This window comes from Micromonospora sp. NPDC049171 (assembly GCF_040648275.1).
In the GTDB taxonomy this organism is placed as follows: Bacteria; Actinomycetota; Actinomycetes; order Mycobacteriales; family Micromonosporaceae; genus Micromonospora.
The window spans coordinates 76536-93273 of sequence record NZ_JBEZDJ010000020.1; the positions used below are offsets into that span (position 1 = coordinate 76536).

Consider the following 16738-nt stretch of genomic DNA (forward strand, 5'->3'; position numbering starts at 1 on the left):
GCTCAGCGCCCTCCGGTGGGTGGCAGCGGCACCGGCGTACCGGTGGGTTCGACGGCCAGGCCCAGGTCGCGCAGCGCCTGGGTGATCTCGCGGACCTCGCCGGCGGCGCTGGTGACCCGCAGCCGCAACCGCCGCTCCTGAAGGGCCGCGCTGATCCGCGCGGGCCGGGTGGACGCGGAGCCGCGCCGGTTGATCCGGTCGATCTCGGCGGCGGCGTCCTCCATCCGGGAGATCGCGTCGAGAATGCGCGGGTCGGCGGTGAAACCGGGGTCGTCGCGGTGCAGCCGGGCGATGGCCTCGCGGAAGTCGGCGGCGTCGCGGCGCAGGTTGGTGACGAGGTTGTCGGTGAGCGCGCTGACCCCGCCGACGCTGGCGGCCCGGTGCGACTTGTCGTCGATCAGCCACACCCAGCCGTCGTGGCCGACGCCGACCAGGTCGGTGCCGGCGACCTTGACGTTGGCGTCGGGGCCCTTGAGGAACAACTCGATGCTGCTCAGGGAGAACGCCGCGCTGTACTCGCCGAGCACGCCCCGACCGTAGGTGACCATGTCGTGGCGCAGGTAGGCGCGGAAGCCGGGGCCGTCGTCGGCGCGTCCGCCCCGGTCCCGGAAGCGCCGCCACAGGGTGGTCAGGGCCTCCGGGTTGTGCAGGGCGAGCTGCTGGGTGAGCCAGACGTCGCCGCCGGCGACGACCGCCCGCAGGTCGGCGTCCCCGATCCGGGCCAGGGCGTCGGCCAGCCGCGCCTCGCTGACCTGCAGGCCCCGGGAGCGGGCGCGACCGAGGTCGTCGACGGCGGTGCGCAGCCGGGCCAGCTCGTCGGGGGTGAGCCGGCCACCGAGGCGGGTCTCCAGGTCGGCGACGGCGGCCCGCTTGCCGCCCTCGCCCTCGGCGGCCACCGCACGCCACAGCGCGGCCGGTTCCACCTCGGCGGCGCGGCGCAGCGCCGCCTGCCGGTCCGCCGGCATGGCCCGGAACGCGTCGCCGACGATCGCGGCGGGCTCGGTGTGCCGGCCGGCCGCGCCGCCGCCGGCGTCGAACTCGCGCAACAGCGAGTCGGCGTACGCGGCCGAGTCGTCGGCCAACCGCAGCGGCGCGTCACCCACGATGCCGTCGCGGGGTCGGCTCAGCTCGCGCATCTCGGTGTTGAGCTGGTCGAAGTACTCGCCGAGGGTGGCCACCCGCACCCCGTCGGGCAGGGTGCCGCCCTCCAGCACGTGGTCGAGGATGACGGCGATGTTGTCGCGCAGCACGGCGACGCGTTCCAGCCGGTTCAGCGCGTTGTTCAGGTGCAGGTCACCGACGTCGTCGACGATGCGCCGGATGAGGTGTTCCAGCAGCCGCCGGGAGCGCACCTCGCCGGCCTCGCTGTGCGCGGCGACGGTCCGCAGGAAGCTGCGCAGCCGGGGGTTGGCGTCGGCGGCGGCGTGCACGGCCGCGGCGTCGAGGAACCGGCCGGCGCGGAACCGGCGCGGCCCGGTCACGGCCGCACCACCGGCACGCGCGGGCCGGACGCGGCGGCCTGCTGCGAGTCGAGCACCATGAGGATGAACCGGGCGCCCTCCGGGCCGCCGACCGCGCCGTTGAGCATCGCCTCCCGTTCCACGTAGGCGAGGATCGGCTCCATCAGCTTCTGCACCACCCGTTCCAGCACCTCGTTGAGCAGGATCTCGGTGAGGAACCCCTGGAGCAGGTCACGGGACGCGGCCTCGATGATCTGCCGGGTGACCCGACGCACCACGTACCCCCGGGCGGCGCGCAGCCCGGCGCGGACGCCGAAGCGCAGGGCGACCCGGCCGCCGCGCACGGCCGCGCCGCCGATGGTGCCGGCCTCCGGGATGAGCGACAGGGCCAGCCCGAGGTACGCGGCGAACAGCTCGACCTCGACCTCGGTGCGGGTGAGCACCAGCTCCGGGTCGAGCATCGAGGCGTAGAGGCGTTCGCGCTGGTGGGCGTGTGCCACGTCGACGGCGGCGACGGCCACCCCGACCGCGAAGCCCAGCGGCGGGCAGAGCAGCGACAGCGCGATGATCCCCACCAGGGTGGCGAACGCGTTCAGCGCCTCCCGGCCCAACTCGGTGCCGAACAGCTCGTCGACCCCGGTGGCGTAGTAGAGGTTGCCGCCGAAGAACTCGCCGATCTGCTGGTGGGTGACCAGGTGGATGCCCTGCAGGGCGAAGCGTCCACGGGGGATGGTCGCCGACGGGATGTGCTCACTGATCCGACTGGACCGGAACGCGAACCGGGCGTCGGTGCGGGCCCGGCCGAGCATCTCGGTGTTGTTGCGCCGCATGTCCTGCAACACCCGCCACAGCTCGTCGCGGATGGCCGACCGGTCACCGGCGAAGCGGGCCAGCACGTCGGGCAGGTCGGTGATCTGCTTGACCAGCGGGTCGATGCCCTCGGCCTCGCCGCGTTGGATGACAAGTGCCTGTTCGATCTCGGCGAGGGTCCAGAGCACCGCGTGCGAGTCGCGGATCCGGGTGGTGCCGTCGCGCTCGACGATCTCGCCGGCCGCGCCGGGGCTGCTCAGCGCGGCCTCGGTGGCGAGGAACGCGCTGGAGATGGCGCGGGCGGCCCCGTACCAGGCGGTGGACGGGTTGGCCACGCTGACCGTGGCGAGGGTGCCGCCGCCGACGCCGGTGTGCGTGGACACCCAGCGGGCCGCCTCGTGCCGGCGCAACCGCTCGCGCAGCCCGTGCAGCTCGGCGTAGTCGGTGAGCTGGGAGACGATCAACCGCTCGAAGATCGGCGCGTACCTGTCGAAGTTGGTGATCCGCGCGTCGATGCCGGCCCGCGAGCTGAGCAGCAGCTGCACCAGCATGGCCTGGCTGCCGACGATGAACAGCTGCCCGACCGCGCCCTTGACGGCGGGGCTGAACGCCTGGATGAAGTGCAGGTTCCAGGATGCGGACGAGTCGATCCAGCCGCCCTGGATGCGGGCGAAGTGCTCGGGCTGGCGGTAGCGGTCCATGACCAGTTGGGCGAGGCGGTCCAGCCGGGGCACCACACCGGCCAGGTGGCGCAGGAACTGCACGGCGGGCGAGGCGACCGGCCGGAAGTCCAGCGGCCCGAGCCCGCCGGAGCCCTGCGGCACGGGTCGGGTGAACGCCACCCGCTCGGCCCCGCCGACCAGCAGGCTGATCGCCGCGGCCCGGCCGCGCAGCACGGCGGCGGCCTGGAGGCAGAAGTTCGCCGGGTAGCGGCACGGCTCACCCATCTGCAACCGGAACGCGATGTCGTCCATCAGCCGGCGCAGCTCGTCACCGTCCGGGCCGAGCGCGGCCAGCTCCGGTTCGCCGTTGAACGGGGCGCAGGCCCGCAGTTCGGCGTGGTCGCCCGTGACGGCGGGAAAGCGTCGACCCTCGACACCGGGTGGGGCGCTGGGGCTGCTCGGGTCGAAGACGAACCCGCCCGGCCGGGCACCGCCGGTACCGTCCCCACCGCTGCCGTCGCCACCCGTGCCGGTGCCGCCGGGCCCCGCGCCCGTGGCCGCTCCGGTACCCGTGCCCGCCCCGGAGCCGCTGCCCGTGCCGCCGCCGGAGCCGGAACCCGTGCCCGCGCCGGGTGGTGCGTTCGGGTCCGGCGGGGTAGCCGGGCGCTGCTCGACGCTGATCGGCAGGAGGTTGGCCGTACCGGTCCAGTGCAGCGTGGCGTCGGTCTCCTCGGTGCCCACCAGCAGCAGGGAGACCGCGCCGATGCTGACCACCACCAGGCTGGTCGGCAGCGCGCCGCCGATCGAGGCGAGGATCGCGTCGACCCGGCGGGTCACCTCGGCGTCGACGGCCCGCTCGATCTGCGTCTGGTACTCCTCCGTGCTGGTGGTCTCGCCGCGCGGCGAAGCGGTCCGCAGCCGCTGCCGGATGTCGGCGCTCAGCTCCTCGTCCACCATGGCCACCAACCCGGCCCGGTCGGTGACCGGCCGACGCTGCACCGTGCCGGGCTGCGGGCTGGGCACCCGCGCCTCCACCTCGAAGTGCGGCTGCGGGGTGGCCCGGAACACCGTCTCGCCGAACGTGTCGAAGGTCAGCACCGACAGCGGAGTGGTGGTCACCATGATCGCCCAGACCGGGCGTCCGTCGGAGCCGACCACCCGGGCGATGATCCCCTGCGGGGTGCCCGACGGCAGGCCACCGTGCTGGCGTACCGCCTCGCGGGCCAGCTCGACGAAGTGCCCGGCCAGGTAGCTGGCCGGGCGCAGCAGCCACTGGTACGTCACCCGGGGCGGCTCGTCGCCGTCCACCGGCACCTCCGCGGCGTCGCCACCGTCGTCGTAGGACGGCACCCGGTAGACGGCCAGCAGGTGACGCATCCGCCGCGGGTCGAACAGCTCGGTCGGCGGCTCACTCAACGGCGCGGCCACCCCGGCGGGCAGCCCCGGGTCCAGCCGCGCGGCGGTGACCACCTCGTCGATGCGCCGGCGCAGCCGGGCCTCGAAGGCCCGCCGCTCGTCCGGGGACACCCGCGCACCGCCCGCGCCGGTCCACCGGAAGGTCGGCGCTTCGGGGCGTACCTCCAGATAGCCGCCGTGGGGCGCGACCACCTCGCGGCGGGAGCGCTCCAGCGCGCGGGCCAACGCCGCGGCGAGCGCGTCGGTCACCGCCGCCGGCCGCTCGGTCAGCGACCGGGCGTCCAGCCGGATCCGCACCGGCACGTGCACCGAGATGGCCACCGTCAGAACCGCCCGTCCAGGTGCTCGGCGAGGCGGGCCAGCGCGAGGTCGGCGAGCGCGTCGGCGTCGAGGGCGCCGCCGGCCACGACCACCTCGATCTCCACCGGGAAGTGGTACGCGATGACCGCGCGGTCGTCCTCGGCCACCTGCTCGGCCTGCGCCTCGCTGCCGGCCGCCGGCAGCACCAGCTCACCCGCGTGCACCAGGGCCAGCCCGGTACGGGTGACCCGGGCCGCGCGGCCAGCACCGGTCGCCATCTGCTACCTCCGGTTGATCGTTTGCGGGTTGTCGTCCGGCCCGGTCAGGGCAGCACGGACGGGTCGCCGGTCTTCGGGTCGACCGAGGCGGCCAGGCTGAAACCGCTGAAGGTCGCCGCCGGCGCGCCGGAGATGGTGGCGGTGGTCGGGGTGGCACTGGTGATCAGGCAGTCCCGCAGGACGAAGGACGAGAACGACCAGTCGTCGCCGGTGTGCTCCAACAGCGCGATGTCGAACAGCTCGCCGTCGAGGGCCAGCTTGGTGAGCCGGCCGGCGACGTCCCCGATCGCCTTGACGGTCATCGTGAAGTTCATCGACACCGGCGCGTGGATGACACCCAGGTGGGTCACCTCGCACGAGTGCAGCGCCTCCACGTTGAGCGAGAAGGACGGGCTGAACGAGTCGATGGGGCTGATCAGCACCGTCTCGGTGCCCTTGGTGTACTGCACCGCGAGGCGGGTCTTCCACTCCATGGTCTGGTTCCTCCGGGTCAGAACTTGGCCACGAGCGTGACCAGCAGGCGGCTCACGGCCGGGCCGTACGTGACGGTGACGACCAGGTCGACCGTGCGGTCGGCCCGGGCGGCGGTGACGATCGAGGTGTCGGTGGCGGTGCGCCCGACCTCGGGGATGGTGAGGATGTCCAGCACCGGGATCTCGACGCGGTAGTCGTCGATCACCGCCTGCCGCTTCAGGGGGCCGAGGATCCCGTCCACCTGGGTCTTCAGCAGCGTCATCCCCGGCTTGGTGATCCGGGCGTCACCGACCAGGCCGATCAGGCCGGCGCGCAGCAGGTGCTCGGCGTGGTCGAGGATGCGTGCCAGGTCGACGTGCAGCAGACTCGCGTCGGAGGTGAACAGCCGCCCGTCGGCGAAGTGCAGGCTCTCCCCGGTGATCAGCGTCGGGTCGATGATCGGCGTGAGATTGGCCTCGGAGAGGCCCTTGATCTCGGCCGGGCTGTACTGCTTGGCCACCGGAATGGCCACCCCACGGATCTTCTTGAGCACGATGCTGTGGTGCACCGGCAAACCGGCCACGGCGGCCATCGCGGCGGTGGCGGCATCGCCGTCCGCGCCCCGGGCGGCGATCATCACCATTCGGCTGGTGCTGCTCTTGAGCGGGTTCGCGGCGGTGGTGATGTCCGCGACGTAGGTGGGGCCCTTCTCGGTGGCCGGGTTGACCATCGCGAAGCCGAGCCGCCGCAGGCCGGCCGCCGACATCGTCTCCACGTGCGCCTTGAGCGCGTGCAGCCCGGTGGGCGCCCCCGCGCCGGCCGGGTTGCCCACTGTCGACTCGTTGGCCAGCGACACCATCGTCACGTCGTCGGCGGCCTCCAGACCGCCGAGCGCGGCGGCGTAGTCGTCGCCGGCCACCTTGACCCCGTACACCTTGGCCGGGCGCGGGTCCTGCAGGAACGCCAACTCCAGGGAGTTGTAGAGGGCGTTGCGGACCACGTTGCCGGCCTGCCGACGGGCGAAGTTGGTGACCGCGTCGTCCAGGGTCTCGATCCGCACCGGCGTGTTCGCCGGCGCGGAACCGCCGTCGGCCGTGGCCGGCGCCTTGCCCACCACGGCGATGACGCCCGGTGAGCGCTGGGCCAGCGGCGCCGGAGGCGGCACGATCCGGACCTCGATGAACGGGAATGCTGCTGTCGGTGCCACGGGTCCTCCCGGACGAAGTTGCTGCTGCGGTCTGGGTGTCTCAGGTCGTCACGGCGGCCAGTCCGATGCCGCTGCGGGCGAGCCACTGGCCGGCCCGTGCGAACCGGGCGGCCCGCTTCTGTGCGGCGGTGCCGGTGTCGCCGCCGGGCCAGCCGTCGTCGTCGAAGGTCTCGATGGGGACCACCCAGACGGCGACCACCCGATGTCGGCGCCGAACGTCGTCCGGCGCCGGCACGTCCAGCCCCAACTCCTCGGCGCGGGCCCGCACCAGGCGCGTCTCGACGAGCAGGTCGGCCAGGGAGAAGCCCTGGTCGCGGACCAGCACGGCGGCGGCGAACGGCAGTGGGCGCGGGATGGGCGGGGCGGCCGACGGCGCGGCGTAGCGCAGCCGCACGGTGGCGCCGGCGGCCTGCCCCCGCATCCGCGTCACCAGATCACCGGCGTTCGCGGCGCCGACCCCCGCGAGCAGCCGGTCCAGGTGCGCGTCGGTGAACGCGGCCGGTTGGTGCAGTCCGGCCCGCAGTCGGGCCACCAGCCGGCTGCGGCGTTCGGTCTCCAGTTGTGCCGGGTCGGCCGGCAACGCACCCAGGTCGGCGACGATCTGCGGGTCGACGTCGAAGGCGGGCACCGCCACGTCGAGGTCCTCGACCCGGTCCCGGGCGGCGCTGGTGCGCACCACCAGGCTGCCCCGCCACAACGCGTCGATGCGCAGCGCCTCCCCGCCGAGCCCGTGCAGGCGTACCCGCAGCTCGGTGCGGATGGTGCCGCCGGAGGCCAGCCACTCCCCCTCGGCCAGGGTGACGGGTGCGGCGGCGAAGCCGAGGGTCAGCTCGTCGAAGACCGCCGCGTACGGCGGCGCGACAGGCATCGCCTCGGTGTCGTAGGCGGCCTCGACCAGGTGCGCCAGCGACGCGTCGTCGAACAGCGCGGCACGGGTGCCCGGATCGGCCAACCGCACCAGCACCCCGTCGACGAAGTCCACCGCACGGCCTCCCCGTTGCGCGTGCCGGTGCACCCTGCCCGGCTCGGCACGAGGATCGCGGAGGACCCGTCACCCGAGCGTCACCGCCACCGTCACCGGGCCCGGCCCGTGCCAGGACTGTCGGGAACTGAGCACCCACACAGCTCCCCGCCGCCCTAGAACGCCCTCGCCGGGGCCGGCGCGGCCCGGCCCCGGCCCGGTATCACTCATGAGCGTGATGCCGCACAGTCATCTTGATGCCGCACAGTCATCACGCTCATCCGAGCACGCGCCTCCGCCCCCGGCTAACGGTCAGCAGGCGACGCTTCGTGCAGGACGAGACGGAGGGGATGCGGGGCGCTGGTGGCGAGGTTGCCGAGCACGGTAAGAAGCAGGGCGTACTGATCGGCCGGCTCGTCGGCGAGCAACTGACCCGCGTCATTGATCAGCAGCGTGAGCGGGCCGGCGGCGAGCCGGTCGCGAAGCACGTCGGAGAGAGCGTCCCAGGTGTCCCCCAGGTACGCCGGCAGAGCCAGCGTGGTGGCGAGCGCGGCGAACAGCCCGGCCCTGGTCCGGGTTGCCGCTCCGGCCAGCACCACCGAATCGGGCAGCTCGACGGCGTCGTCGCGGCACACGATCAGCCACGCGGGCAGCCGACCCTCGTCATCGGTCATCACGTGCCTCCTGATTCGACCGGGTCGACATCCGGGCCGGGTCGACATCCGGGCCGGGTCGACATCCGACCGGGGTGCCGCCGCCGCGGCGGGGCCGACCGACCGCGACCGGCCGGCCCCAGGTCGGTCAGAGTCGGTAGAAGTCGGTGTAGTGGTTGGGCGAGAACCAGGTGACCCCGGTGCTGCGGTTCACGACGATCCGGTACGCGTCCCGGGCGGCGCCCTGGGTGCGCGGGTAGACGTCGTACTCGTAGTAGGTCGCGTTGGTGGGCAGTTGACCCTCGTAGTTGTAGAACTGCCCGCCGGCGAAATTGAACTTCCCACCGCTCCAGGAGTACCAGCCGCGGCTGGTCGGGAACCCCTTGGCCGACCAGCCCGAGCGGGCGGTGCGAGCGTCCGCGCAGCGGCTCATGGTGCAGGAGCTGTAGACCGCCGCCGAGGCCGAGTCGGTCAACCGGGGAGAGACCACGGACGGGCCGACAAGCGCGGCGGCGACCATGGTGAGGAGCAGGGCGAGGGTGGTGGTACGCCGGCGGATCGCGCCGAGCGTGGCCAGCGGGGACACGAGGGTGGACACAGGCTGCCTCCAGACCATCCAGTTCATCGATCCGCGTGATTGTCGGACCGGACTCAGTCTCGCCGCTGCCGGTCGGTGGCAACACCCCTGGGCGCTCCAACTACTCCACAATGCTCGGTGAATCCCGGATGATCATCTGTCGCGGCACGCCCGATCGGGAGCAGCCCGAGCATGCCGACGCTGACCCAGACGTACGAGTTGGCGCCCACGAACCCCCACGGCCCGGCCGACCCGTTGGCGAAGACCCAGACCAGCCCACTGCACAGCACGACGTAGCCGACGACACCGGCCCGCACCCGACGGCGGGCCGTCGCGTCGACCGGCGGCCACGGCGGCGTGGACGCGGCGAGCACCACCAGCCCCGGCACCAACCACACCAGGTGATGCACCCAGGTGACCGGGCTGACCAGGCACGCGGCGACGCCGGTCAGCGCGAAACCGGCCCTGTCGTCGCCCTCGCGCACGGCCCGGCGTACCCGTACCGCCCACACCGCCAGCACGGCGACGACAAGCAGCAGCCACAGCCGCCGGTCCGGGCGCTCCGGGTCGAGCCGGGCGACCAGGCCGAGCAGTGACTGGTTCGACACGTACGCCAACACACCGACCCGATCGGTGTCCCACAGCGCCTCGGTGAAGAACGTCCGGGTGGCGTCCGGGGCGAGCGCCGCCGCGACCATCGTCGCCCCGACGGCCGTGCCGGCGGCCGTGGCGGCGGCCCGCCAACGCCCGGTGACCAGCAGATACCCGATGAAGACCGCCGGGGTGAGCTTGACCGCGGCGGCCAGCCCAACCCCGACACCGGCCAGCCGACCGCCCCGCTCCAACAACCACAGGTCCAGGTAGACCAGCGCCACCAGCAACAGGTTGACCTGCCCGAAGCTGACCGTGTCCCGCACCGGGTTGAGCCCGGCCAGCAGGCAGCAGGCCAGCGCGAGCGCGTACCAGCGGGTCCACCCGTGCCGCCGGGCCAACGGGTCCACAAGCAGATGCAGCAGGAAGGCGACGGCCAACGCGGTGAGCAGCAGGTTCGCCACGATCGTCGGGTACCAGGCCAGCGCGGCCATCGGCACCATGCTGACCGCGGCGAACGGTGGGTAGGTGAAGCCGTACCCGTTCGGCGTGGTCCACTCGTACAGGTCGCCGCCGCGCATCCAGTGCCCGACCGCGCCGTGGTAGACACCGACGTCGAACCAGCCCCGATGCCCGGGCAGCACCGCGATCGCCACCGCGAGCACGGCGACCAGGGCGAGTACCGTCCCCACGCGCCGCCGGCCCGCGTTCATCGGGCCACCTCCACCGGGGCGGGCGGCACCAGCAGGCGCAGCGAACCGACCGCGAGCAACCCCACCAGCACCCCGGTGGCGGCCAGCACCGCCTGCGCCACGTCCGGTCCGAAGCCACTGGGCAGCGCCGCGAACGCGAGCACCACCGCGCCCAGCGCCGCCGCCGGCCGGGCCCGCCCGTGCGCCGCCGCCGCGATCAGCACCAGACCCCAGAGCGCGTACCAGGGACGGGTCGCCGGGCCGAGCAGCGCCGCCGCCGCCAGCACCAACCCCAGCGCGTACGCCGGGCCGAGCCGACGCCGATGCCACCACACGCCGACCGCCACCGCCAACGCGGCGGCCACGCCCAGCGCCAGGCACAGCCGCATCGGGGCGTCGCCCAGGTGCAGACCGAAGCGCCCGGCCGCGCGCGACGCCACCCGACCCAGCGCACTGGAGATCGACCAACTGTGTCGGTACATCGGGGTGCCGAGTGCGCCTACCCACCCGTACCCGATGCCGGTGGCCCAGGTGACCACGGCGGCGGTGCCCAGCGCGAACCCGGCGGTGCGGGCCACCGAGGTCGGCAGCCCGCGGTGGCGCGCGGCGAGCGAGACGACCACCAGCAGCCCGACCACCGCCGGCACCTTGACCAGCGCGGCGAGGGTGACCAGCACGGTGGCCGCGCCGTAGCGGTGCTCGAAGGCAAGACTCAGCCCGGCCACCAGCAGCCCCAGCATCACCGCCTCGTTGTGCGCTCCCGCGATGAGGTGCAACGGTACGAGCGGGTTGAGCACGCCCAGCCAGAGCGCGGCGGCCGGGTCGACGCCGCAGGGCCGGGCCAACCGGGGCAGATACGCCACCAGCAGCGCCACCCCGGCCAACGCCACCAGGCGCAGCCCGAGCACCCCGAGCACCAGCTTGCCGCCGGTCGCCGCAGTGACCACGGCCGCCACCGCGAGGAACACCGGCCCGTAGGGCGCGGGGGTCTGCTGCCACATCTGCGGCACCTCACCGGCCAACGCACCGCCCAACTGGGCCACCCCGTGCCGGTACACGTCGATGTCGGCGAGGACCATCGCGCCCTGCGCCAGGTAGCTGTACGCGTCCCGGCTGAACAGCGGCGGCGCCACCAGCAACGGTCCCGCCCAGCAGGCCAGGGTGAGCGCGGCGGATCGCCGGTCGACGACCTCGTCGGATGCGTGCGGGTGCCGGCCCGCCCACCACCAGGCGACGACGAGCAGGGTCAGGCCGGCGTACCCGCACAGCAATCCCGGCGCCGCGAGCTGCCGCAGGGCGCTCCACCAGGCGGCGTGCGCGCCGACGGGCAACGCGCCGGCGGCCAGGCCGGCGCAGGACAGCAGCGTGGCACCGGCTCCCCCGAGCAGCCGGTACGCGACGACGGTCGGCAGTGTGCGCACCCGGGCAGGATGTCGTTCACCGCTGACCGGCACACGACGCCCGAACGATCAGCAAGCGACGTCGCGATGTCGTACCGGCTGACGGCGTGACGGCGGGCATATCGATCACTGGTTGTTAGCGTGAAACCTCCGCTGCCGCGCCGACTCCATCCGGGCCCCTCGTCGAACAACGCGACGCGCCCCGGCTGATCGCGGTCCCGGCACGCGGGTACGTGTACTCGTTCTACGTCCGCGCCACGTTCTCGTGGTCGTCACCGGTGAGCCTGCGGGCCGAGGTGCTGAGCTCGTACGTGCAGTACTTCCAGCCCACCGCGATCCAGCGACTGACCCGGCTCGCCGCGGACGCCGCCCGGGACCTGCCGCCGCACCGGGCCGGAGATCTGGAGGTGGCGTTGCAGCAGGCGCTCGCCGAGGACCCACTGTGGCACTACCAGCGGGGCGACATCATGCTCACCTGCCGCCCCGACGTCGCCGTCCGCCTCGACGAACGGATCATGCCGGCGCTCCAGCCGCACGTCGAAACTCCTCACCCTCCCCCGACTCCCCCGCCCCGCCCTGCGCCCGCCCGCCCCATTTCATGATCAGGTGATGAAAAGTAGGTCTGGAGCGCCTCTGAGACCTACTTTTCATCACCTGATCATGCGGAACAGGAGCGGGCGGCGAGGATGGCGAGGGTTTCCCGGCGCACCTGAACCGGATCTGCCATGAGCCGGCGATGCGTGAACCGGACGACGAGGATCCCGATGGTCGCCAGAAGAGCGTCGCGACGGAGGTCAATCTCCCGCTCGGCCGGATCGCCATGGCTGGTGGCGCCGTCCAGCTCGATGTCGACCCGCTCGGCCTCGGCGAACATGTCGAGATAGATGGTTCGGGCCCCGACCCGCACCTGTGCCTGCCGGGTGAACGTCGGCATTCCCGGGCCGGTAAAGACGTGGTCGTGGCCCCATATCTCCAGCGGGCTGCGGCATCCGGCGGCGAGCCGGTCGAGCAGACTTCGCAACGTCCCGCGGTCGTTGATCCTCGGCACCTCGGCAAGTGCGGCGACGAGGCGCTGCGGGGTGGTCAGCCGGTCGTTGACCGCACGGATGAGCGGACCCGATCGGTCGACCGGTTGGAGCAGCGGCCAACAGTCCACCAGCGTCCGGTCCAGCCGGGTAACCGGCATTCCCGTCCGAGTCACCACCTGCGGCGGTGCGATCGCGAAGTCGGTGCGATGGCGTACCACGAGGTGTGGCCGATTCCGCAGGCCTGACCCTCTCGGCAGGTCGAGATGGACCGGCTCCCCGGATGGCTGTCGGCGCAGGCCCCACACGTCGAGGGCGCTGAGGCGACTGAGCGCCGCTCGCCCACCGCCATACGCCAGCGCCGCGCGGCGGGCCAACTCGGGCTCGACACGGGCCAGCACCGGCAGGTCGGCGTCCCGGTCGTGGATCAGCTCGACGTCGACGTAGATCCCGGGCAGCACCGGAATCAACCGACCCGCACGCCCGGCGGCCTGGATCATCCAGGCCGGCGCCTCGCGCAGCATGTCCTGTCGGGTGACCACGCCGCGATGGCGTACGAGCAGAGCGTGCAGCCTCGGGTCCACGCGTCCACCCTGCCCCCGAGCACTGTCCCGTCGGGGGCCGCTGTGGACAGCGGAGGCACCTGTGGACAGCGGTCCGGGGCGCACTCAAATGTGGTATCCGCACCCGGCCAGACCCGCGGCAGCCAGCGCTGCCGTTCAAGCTGCCTTGTAGACGGTGTCGAGGTGCCATTCCAGGAACTCGGCACGTGGCCGATCATCGCGGCGCTCCGGCAGAGCGATCTGCTCACCCGCCTTGGCATAGAACTGGTCGCCGTTGCCGAACTCGCTCCGAAGCCGAGGACTGACCATGAGACGATGCTTTGGATCAACGCCCAGGTAGCCGCGATCGAAGAGAATGTGTACGTCGGATTTGAGCAGGAGGCCATTGTCCAGCCGGTGCTCGCCACCCAGAGGGAGCGGACGGATGTGCGCGGCCTGTAGCACCGGCTGAACCTTGTTGCCGGTGATGGCGCAGCGCCGGCCGTAGGCTCCCAGGACGACCGCCTTGAAGGATTGTTGTCCGAGCCGTTGGGGCACCAGTCGCGGATCGCCGTAGACCGGGCCAGGACGATGCCACGGCCCGCTCAGGTCTACCTCCGCCGTGGTCCCGATCAATCGGTGGATCAGCAGGTCGAAGTACGCCGACGAATCAGCATCGGCCAGGTTGTAGGACTTGCCCTGCACGATGTTCGGCGCGAACCCGGGAGGCGGGTCGGCGCTTGCTTCGTCGGGGAAGAAGGTCACGTCACGGACGAAGACGCAGCCGATCGTGGGATCCTCCTCGGTGCCGATCGGCTGCTTGCGGTACCGCCCGACGCTGTGGCGCATCTCGTCGATGCTCGCAGCGCCGTTGGCCTCACCGAAGAGTTCCCACGCCTCCGAGATCCGAAGCTGGGTGAAGCCGCTGAAGAAGCCGCCGCCCACCACCCGGTTCAGCGGAAAGTGAGCCTTGAAGAGGAAGGGCTCCCCCGGCGTGAGAGCGCGGAAGGTGCCACCGGATGGCCGCCAGAAGTTGACCTCGTTCAGCCCGGGGCGCACCGCGAGGAAGCGGTACCATCTCTCGTCCGTCACACCCACGAAGGCCTTCATACCGAACAGGCTGCGCCACAGTGGATCTAAAGGCCACCATCTGATCGGTCATCCGATGACCGGGCTCATCAGATTCGAAGGTCGGCGTCGATCGACCACATCGAAAGTGCCCTCCCCGGTACGGGTCTCGGCTCGACGCCAGGTCGGCCAATTCACCGTTTGTCATCTGGGGCACGGGCGGGATCGGAAGGTTGGGCGGGGGCGGCGCGGTCATGGTTCAACTCGACCGGCTCAGCCGATTCGGCGCTGCCCAGACCTCCGCAGAAGACCTGCCGTCTTGGCCGTCGAGTCACGACCTACGGCTCACGCATCCAGGTCTCCGGATCGGTCACGAAGACGCCCTTGCCCTGCTGCCGCCGGATCACGCGTAGCGCTTCCAGCCGCGCGTAGGCCATTTGCACGGTCCCATGGCTGACGTCATAGCGAACACGCAGTTCAGCGATTGAGGGCAGCTTCTCCCCCGGCTTCAACTTCTTCGAGCTGACGTCGGCGATCACATCGTCGGCGATGCGCCAGTAGTCCGGCACTTCTCGCATGGCACTCCTCGCGTGGCAATCCGATTTGATCACACCGCGACGCGCCTAACAAGCAACGTTGACTCATCTGACATATCTAGCTATGTTGATTCCGAGTCGGTCCTCGCGTGGCAACGAGTTCGGCTCATCCCCTGGTCGGGGCGGGTGCGTGTGCCCGTCCCGACCCAACACCGGACTGCTCTGCTGTCGTACCGCTGAATGGGGCTGCGGCGGCGGAGCGGGCGGGTCGCCCGCGGCCCCCGCGCGGACGGCCCGCCCTTCCATACCCACCGCAGGGACTTTCCGCGCTCCCGCCTGCCCTCAGAGAGGACCGTCGTGGCTCAGGTGTATCGAGGTGGCCACCCCTACCCCGCCGGCTTCCCGTCCCGGTTGACGCCGCACGAGGTGCGGACCCGCGCGTTCGCCGCGCGCCGGCGCGGCGTCGACCACGATGAGGTACGCGAGTTCCAGGCCCGGGTGGCCGACGAGCTGGCCATGCTCAACGAGACGGTACGGCTGCTCAGCCAGGAGAACGACCGGATCAGGCGGGCGCTGCGCGACTGGCAGACCATGCACGCGCGGGAGTGTCAGCCAACCCAGGAGCACCACCCGAACTCCGGCCACTGGTGACCGCGCGGCCCTCCCCCGGCGACCTGCTCGTCATCGACGGCCAAGCATCGGTGCAGTTCGCCGGTGAGCGCGCCCTGACCTTCCGCGTCGGCTCAGTGTCCGACCAGCCGACCTACCAGGGGTGGATCTGGCTGACCGGCTATGTCATCAACCGCCGAGGCGACGCGACCGCCAGACGGGAGATCTTCGTCCAACTCGCCGGACTCCGCCCCGCTCCCGTGCTCGCTCCACCGAATCGAGGCGGGCGGGGCCTTCGACCCCGAGTCGCTCCTTGACCGACACCATCCATGTGCTTCGCGGCCACTCACCGACGCTTCACAGAGGTTGTCAGGAGGCAGTTGCTGGGCCCTTCCGCTGCCACCACGCCTCGAACAGGGTGACCACCTGCGCCTTGACCTCCTCCGCGACGAGCCCTCGAGCGTCACCCATGAGCGGTACGACGGCGTGTTGGTAGACGTCCCGGTGCCGTTCGACTGACGGGCAGGCGAACACGGCCAACATCCGCAGGACGCGCACGGTGTCGGCACCCAGGAGGGGAAAGTGAGCGTCGACCAGCCGCGTCAGGGCCGCCCACACCTTGTCGACAACGATGCCGGCGACGGCGTCCTTCACCGGCTGTGGGATGCGGGACGTGAGGTGATTCGACAACGCATCCTGGACGGCCCGCTTCGCCGCGTCGGTGAGGATACCGATGGTCTTGTTAGCAAGGTCCAGACGGGCGAGGTCGAGGGACTTGCGCCTGCCTCCATTGATGGTGTCGGATTTCTGGTGGACGTGGCCGAAACGATCTGCAGTCCCGATGCCGACAAGCGCTGGCCCTGGGACAGCCTCGTAGGTGCGTTCTCTTGGGTCTAACCGCCGAAGCTCAGCGCCTGCCGCAGACCCACGTCCAGGCTCTCGTTGTACTGCGGATCGGGCTCAGCCCCGGAAGCACTGAGGACGGTGCTGAAGAAGCATCTGGCGCCAACGGCGAGGATCACGCGGAAGACATCCGTGTCGTCGAGACCGTGACCACGCAGACCCACGACGTCGGCCTCGGTGACGGAGTTCGCGTCTGCCGCGACCTTCCCGGCGAAGTTGACGACTGCGACCTCCTGCGCGGAGAGACCCGCGCTGCCGTGATCCGAGGCGATGGCGGCGACGGTCGGCGCATCGAAGAACCTGTCGCGGAGGACCTTTCCGTGTGCCAGGCCGCAGTAGGAGGATTTCAGGGCCCGGGCGGCGGCGAGGGTCACCAACTCATAGCGGCGCAGCTCCATCTCTGCCTTCACCGCACCGTTGAGCTGCTGCCATGCCAGGTACGCCGCCGGGCTGTGCGCGAACAACCTGGTGTAGTTGGGCAGGTAGCCCATCGCCTTCGTGTCGGTGTCGAACATCCGCTCGGTGTCCGGCGACTGCTCTGCCTGCTGCAGGTAACTCATCCGACTCCTCCCCATGCTTGGCCACGGACGGTACG

General features: G+C 71.8%; 19 protein-coding genes. 4 read left to right on the top strand and 15 right to left on the bottom strand.

The window, feature by feature from the left end:
* Positions 1 to 2: 2 nt before the first annotated feature.
* From AB0B14_RS24325 to mptB, 10 genes are all read right to left on the bottom strand, one after another.
* Complete coding sequence (locus AB0B14_RS24325) at positions 3 to 1481, bottom strand: hypothetical protein (RefSeq protein WP_357524319.1); 1479 nt, start codon at positions 1479 to 1481, stop codon at positions 3 to 5.
* Positions 1478 to 4669: a hypothetical protein gene (locus tag AB0B14_RS24330; protein ID WP_357524321.1), complete on the bottom strand. Its 3192-nt coding sequence runs from the start codon at positions 4667 to 4669 to the stop codon at positions 1478 to 1480. Before AB0B14_RS24330 ends, AB0B14_RS24325 begins: the two co-directional genes overlap by 4 nt.
* A 2-nt stretch (positions 4670 to 4671) precedes the next feature.
* Positions 4672 to 4926, bottom strand: a complete 255-nt coding sequence (locus AB0B14_RS24335) for a hypothetical protein (protein ID WP_357524323.1) — start codon at positions 4924 to 4926, stop codon at positions 4672 to 4674.
* Between the two features lie 44 nt (positions 4927 to 4970).
* Positions 4971 to 5399: a hypothetical protein gene (locus AB0B14_RS24340; RefSeq protein ID WP_030489675.1), complete on the bottom strand. Its 429-nt coding sequence runs from the start codon at positions 5397 to 5399 to the stop codon at positions 4971 to 4973.
* A 17-nt stretch (positions 5400 to 5416) separates the two neighbouring features.
* Positions 5417 to 6586 (bottom strand): hypothetical protein, encoded by a 1170-nt coding sequence (locus tag AB0B14_RS24345; protein WP_357524325.1) that lies wholly within the window; start codon positions 6584 to 6586, stop codon positions 5417 to 5419.
* A 40-nt stretch (positions 6587 to 6626) separates the two neighbouring features.
* Positions 6627 to 7568: a hypothetical protein gene (locus AB0B14_RS24350; protein WP_357524327.1), complete on the bottom strand. Its 942-nt coding sequence runs from the start codon at positions 7566 to 7568 to the stop codon at positions 6627 to 6629.
* Between the two features lie 284 nt (positions 7569 to 7852).
* On the bottom strand, positions 7853 to 8221 hold the full coding sequence (locus AB0B14_RS24355) for a barstar family protein (protein ID WP_357524329.1): 369 nt from the start codon (positions 8219 to 8221) through the stop codon (positions 7853 to 7855).
* A 127-nt stretch (positions 8222 to 8348) separates the two neighbouring features.
* Positions 8349 to 8798 carry a ribonuclease domain-containing protein gene (locus AB0B14_RS24360; RefSeq protein WP_357524331.1) on the bottom strand — a complete coding sequence of 150 codons (450 nt, stop codon included), beginning with the start codon at positions 8796 to 8798 and terminating at the stop codon, positions 8349 to 8351.
* A gap of 53 nt (positions 8799 to 8851) precedes the next feature.
* The gene (locus AB0B14_RS24365) at positions 8852 to 10081 is read right to left on the bottom strand and encodes a glycosyltransferase 87 family protein (RefSeq protein WP_357063309.1); all 1230 of its coding nucleotides are present in this window, start codon (positions 10079 to 10081) and stop codon (positions 8852 to 8854) included.
* Complete coding sequence (gene mptB / locus AB0B14_RS24370; protein WP_357524333.1) at positions 10078 to 11481, bottom strand: polyprenol phosphomannose-dependent alpha 1,6 mannosyltransferase MptB; 1404 nt, start codon at positions 11479 to 11481, stop codon at positions 10078 to 10080. The genes AB0B14_RS24365 and mptB overlap by 4 nt, the downstream gene beginning before the upstream one ends.
* 212 nt (positions 11482 to 11693) lie before the next feature.
* Here mptB and AB0B14_RS24375 point away from each other — a divergent pair, with 212 nt between their 5' ends.
* The gene (locus AB0B14_RS24375) at positions 11694 to 12062 is read left to right on the top strand and encodes a hypothetical protein (protein ID WP_357524335.1); all 369 of its coding nucleotides are present in this window, start codon (positions 11694 to 11696) and stop codon (positions 12060 to 12062) included.
* Between the two features lie 56 nt (positions 12063 to 12118).
* Here AB0B14_RS24375 and AB0B14_RS24380 read toward each other — a convergent pair whose 3' ends face one another.
* The 3 genes from AB0B14_RS24380 to AB0B14_RS24390 all read right to left on the bottom strand — a co-directional run bounded on the left by AB0B14_RS24380 (position 12119) and on the right by AB0B14_RS24390 (position 14673).
* Complete coding sequence (locus AB0B14_RS24380) at positions 12119 to 13069, bottom strand: DUF559 domain-containing protein (protein ID WP_357524337.1); 951 nt, start codon at positions 13067 to 13069, stop codon at positions 12119 to 12121.
* A gap of 135 nt (positions 13070 to 13204) precedes the next feature.
* Positions 13205 to 14137, bottom strand: a complete 933-nt coding sequence (locus AB0B14_RS24385) for an HNH endonuclease (RefSeq protein ID WP_357524339.1) — start codon at positions 14135 to 14137, stop codon at positions 13205 to 13207.
* 296 nt (positions 14138 to 14433) lie between these two features.
* Positions 14434 to 14673 carry a winged helix-turn-helix domain-containing protein gene (locus AB0B14_RS24390; RefSeq protein ID WP_357524341.1) on the bottom strand — a complete coding sequence of 80 codons (240 nt, stop codon included), beginning with the start codon at positions 14671 to 14673 and terminating at the stop codon, positions 14434 to 14436.
* Between the two features lie 315 nt (positions 14674 to 14988).
* On the opposite strand from AB0B14_RS24390, the gene AB0B14_RS24395 reads away from it, so the two are divergent.
* Complete coding sequence (locus AB0B14_RS24395; protein WP_357524343.1) at positions 14989 to 15282, top strand: cell division protein DivIVA; 294 nt, start codon at positions 14989 to 14991, stop codon at positions 15280 to 15282.
* Positions 15276 to 15557, top strand: a complete 282-nt coding sequence (locus AB0B14_RS24400) for a hypothetical protein (RefSeq protein ID WP_357524436.1) — start codon at positions 15276 to 15278, stop codon at positions 15555 to 15557. Before AB0B14_RS24395 ends, AB0B14_RS24400 begins: the two co-directional genes overlap by 7 nt.
* 52 nt (positions 15558 to 15609) lie before the next feature.
* Here AB0B14_RS24400 and AB0B14_RS24405 read toward each other — a convergent pair whose 3' ends face one another.
* On the bottom strand, positions 15610 to 15798 hold the full coding sequence (locus tag AB0B14_RS24405; RefSeq protein ID WP_357524345.1) for a hypothetical protein: 189 nt from the start codon (positions 15796 to 15798) through the stop codon (positions 15610 to 15612).
* A gap of 24 nt (positions 15799 to 15822) precedes the next feature.
* Here AB0B14_RS24405 and AB0B14_RS24410 point away from each other — a divergent pair, with 24 nt between their 5' ends.
* The gene (locus AB0B14_RS24410) at positions 15823 to 16137 is read left to right on the top strand and encodes a hypothetical protein (protein WP_357524347.1); all 315 of its coding nucleotides are present in this window, start codon (positions 15823 to 15825) and stop codon (positions 16135 to 16137) included.
* Here AB0B14_RS24410 and AB0B14_RS24415 read toward each other — a convergent pair.
* Positions 16134 to 16703 (bottom strand): peroxidase, encoded by a 570-nt coding sequence (locus AB0B14_RS24415; protein WP_357524349.1) that lies wholly within the window; start codon positions 16701 to 16703, stop codon positions 16134 to 16136. The two genes, AB0B14_RS24410 and AB0B14_RS24415, sit on opposite strands and share 4 nt — an antisense overlap.
* Between the last annotated feature and the right edge of the window lie 35 nt (positions 16704 to 16738).

What these genes read in the sequence shown, in the direction of transcription:
- AB0B14_RS24415 (WP_357524349.1), bottom strand. Translation starts at nt 16,703, where the DNA reads ATGAGTTACCTGCAGCAGGCAGAGCAGTCGCCGGACACCGAGCGGATG.
- AB0B14_RS24340 (WP_030489675.1), bottom strand. Translation starts at nt 5,399, where the DNA reads ATGGAGTGGAAGACCCGCCTCGCGGTGCAGTACACCAAGGGCACCGAG.
- AB0B14_RS24385 (WP_357524339.1), bottom strand. Translation starts at nt 14,137, where the DNA reads ATGAAGGCCTTCGTGGGTGTGACGGACGAGAGATGGTACCGCTTCCTC.
- AB0B14_RS24355 (WP_357524329.1), bottom strand. Translation starts at nt 8,221, where the DNA reads ATGACCGATGACGAGGGTCGGCTGCCCGCGTGGCTGATCGTGTGCCGC.
- AB0B14_RS24365 (WP_357063309.1), bottom strand. Translation starts at nt 10,081, where the DNA reads ATGAACGCGGGCCGGCGGCGCGTGGGGACGGTACTCGCCCTGGTCGCC.
- AB0B14_RS24335 (WP_357524323.1), bottom strand. Translation starts at nt 4,926, where the DNA reads ATGGCGACCGGTGCTGGCCGCGCGGCCCGGGTCACCCGTACCGGGCTG.
- AB0B14_RS24390 (WP_357524341.1), bottom strand. Translation starts at nt 14,673, where the DNA reads ATGCGAGAAGTGCCGGACTACTGGCGCATCGCCGACGATGTGATCGCC.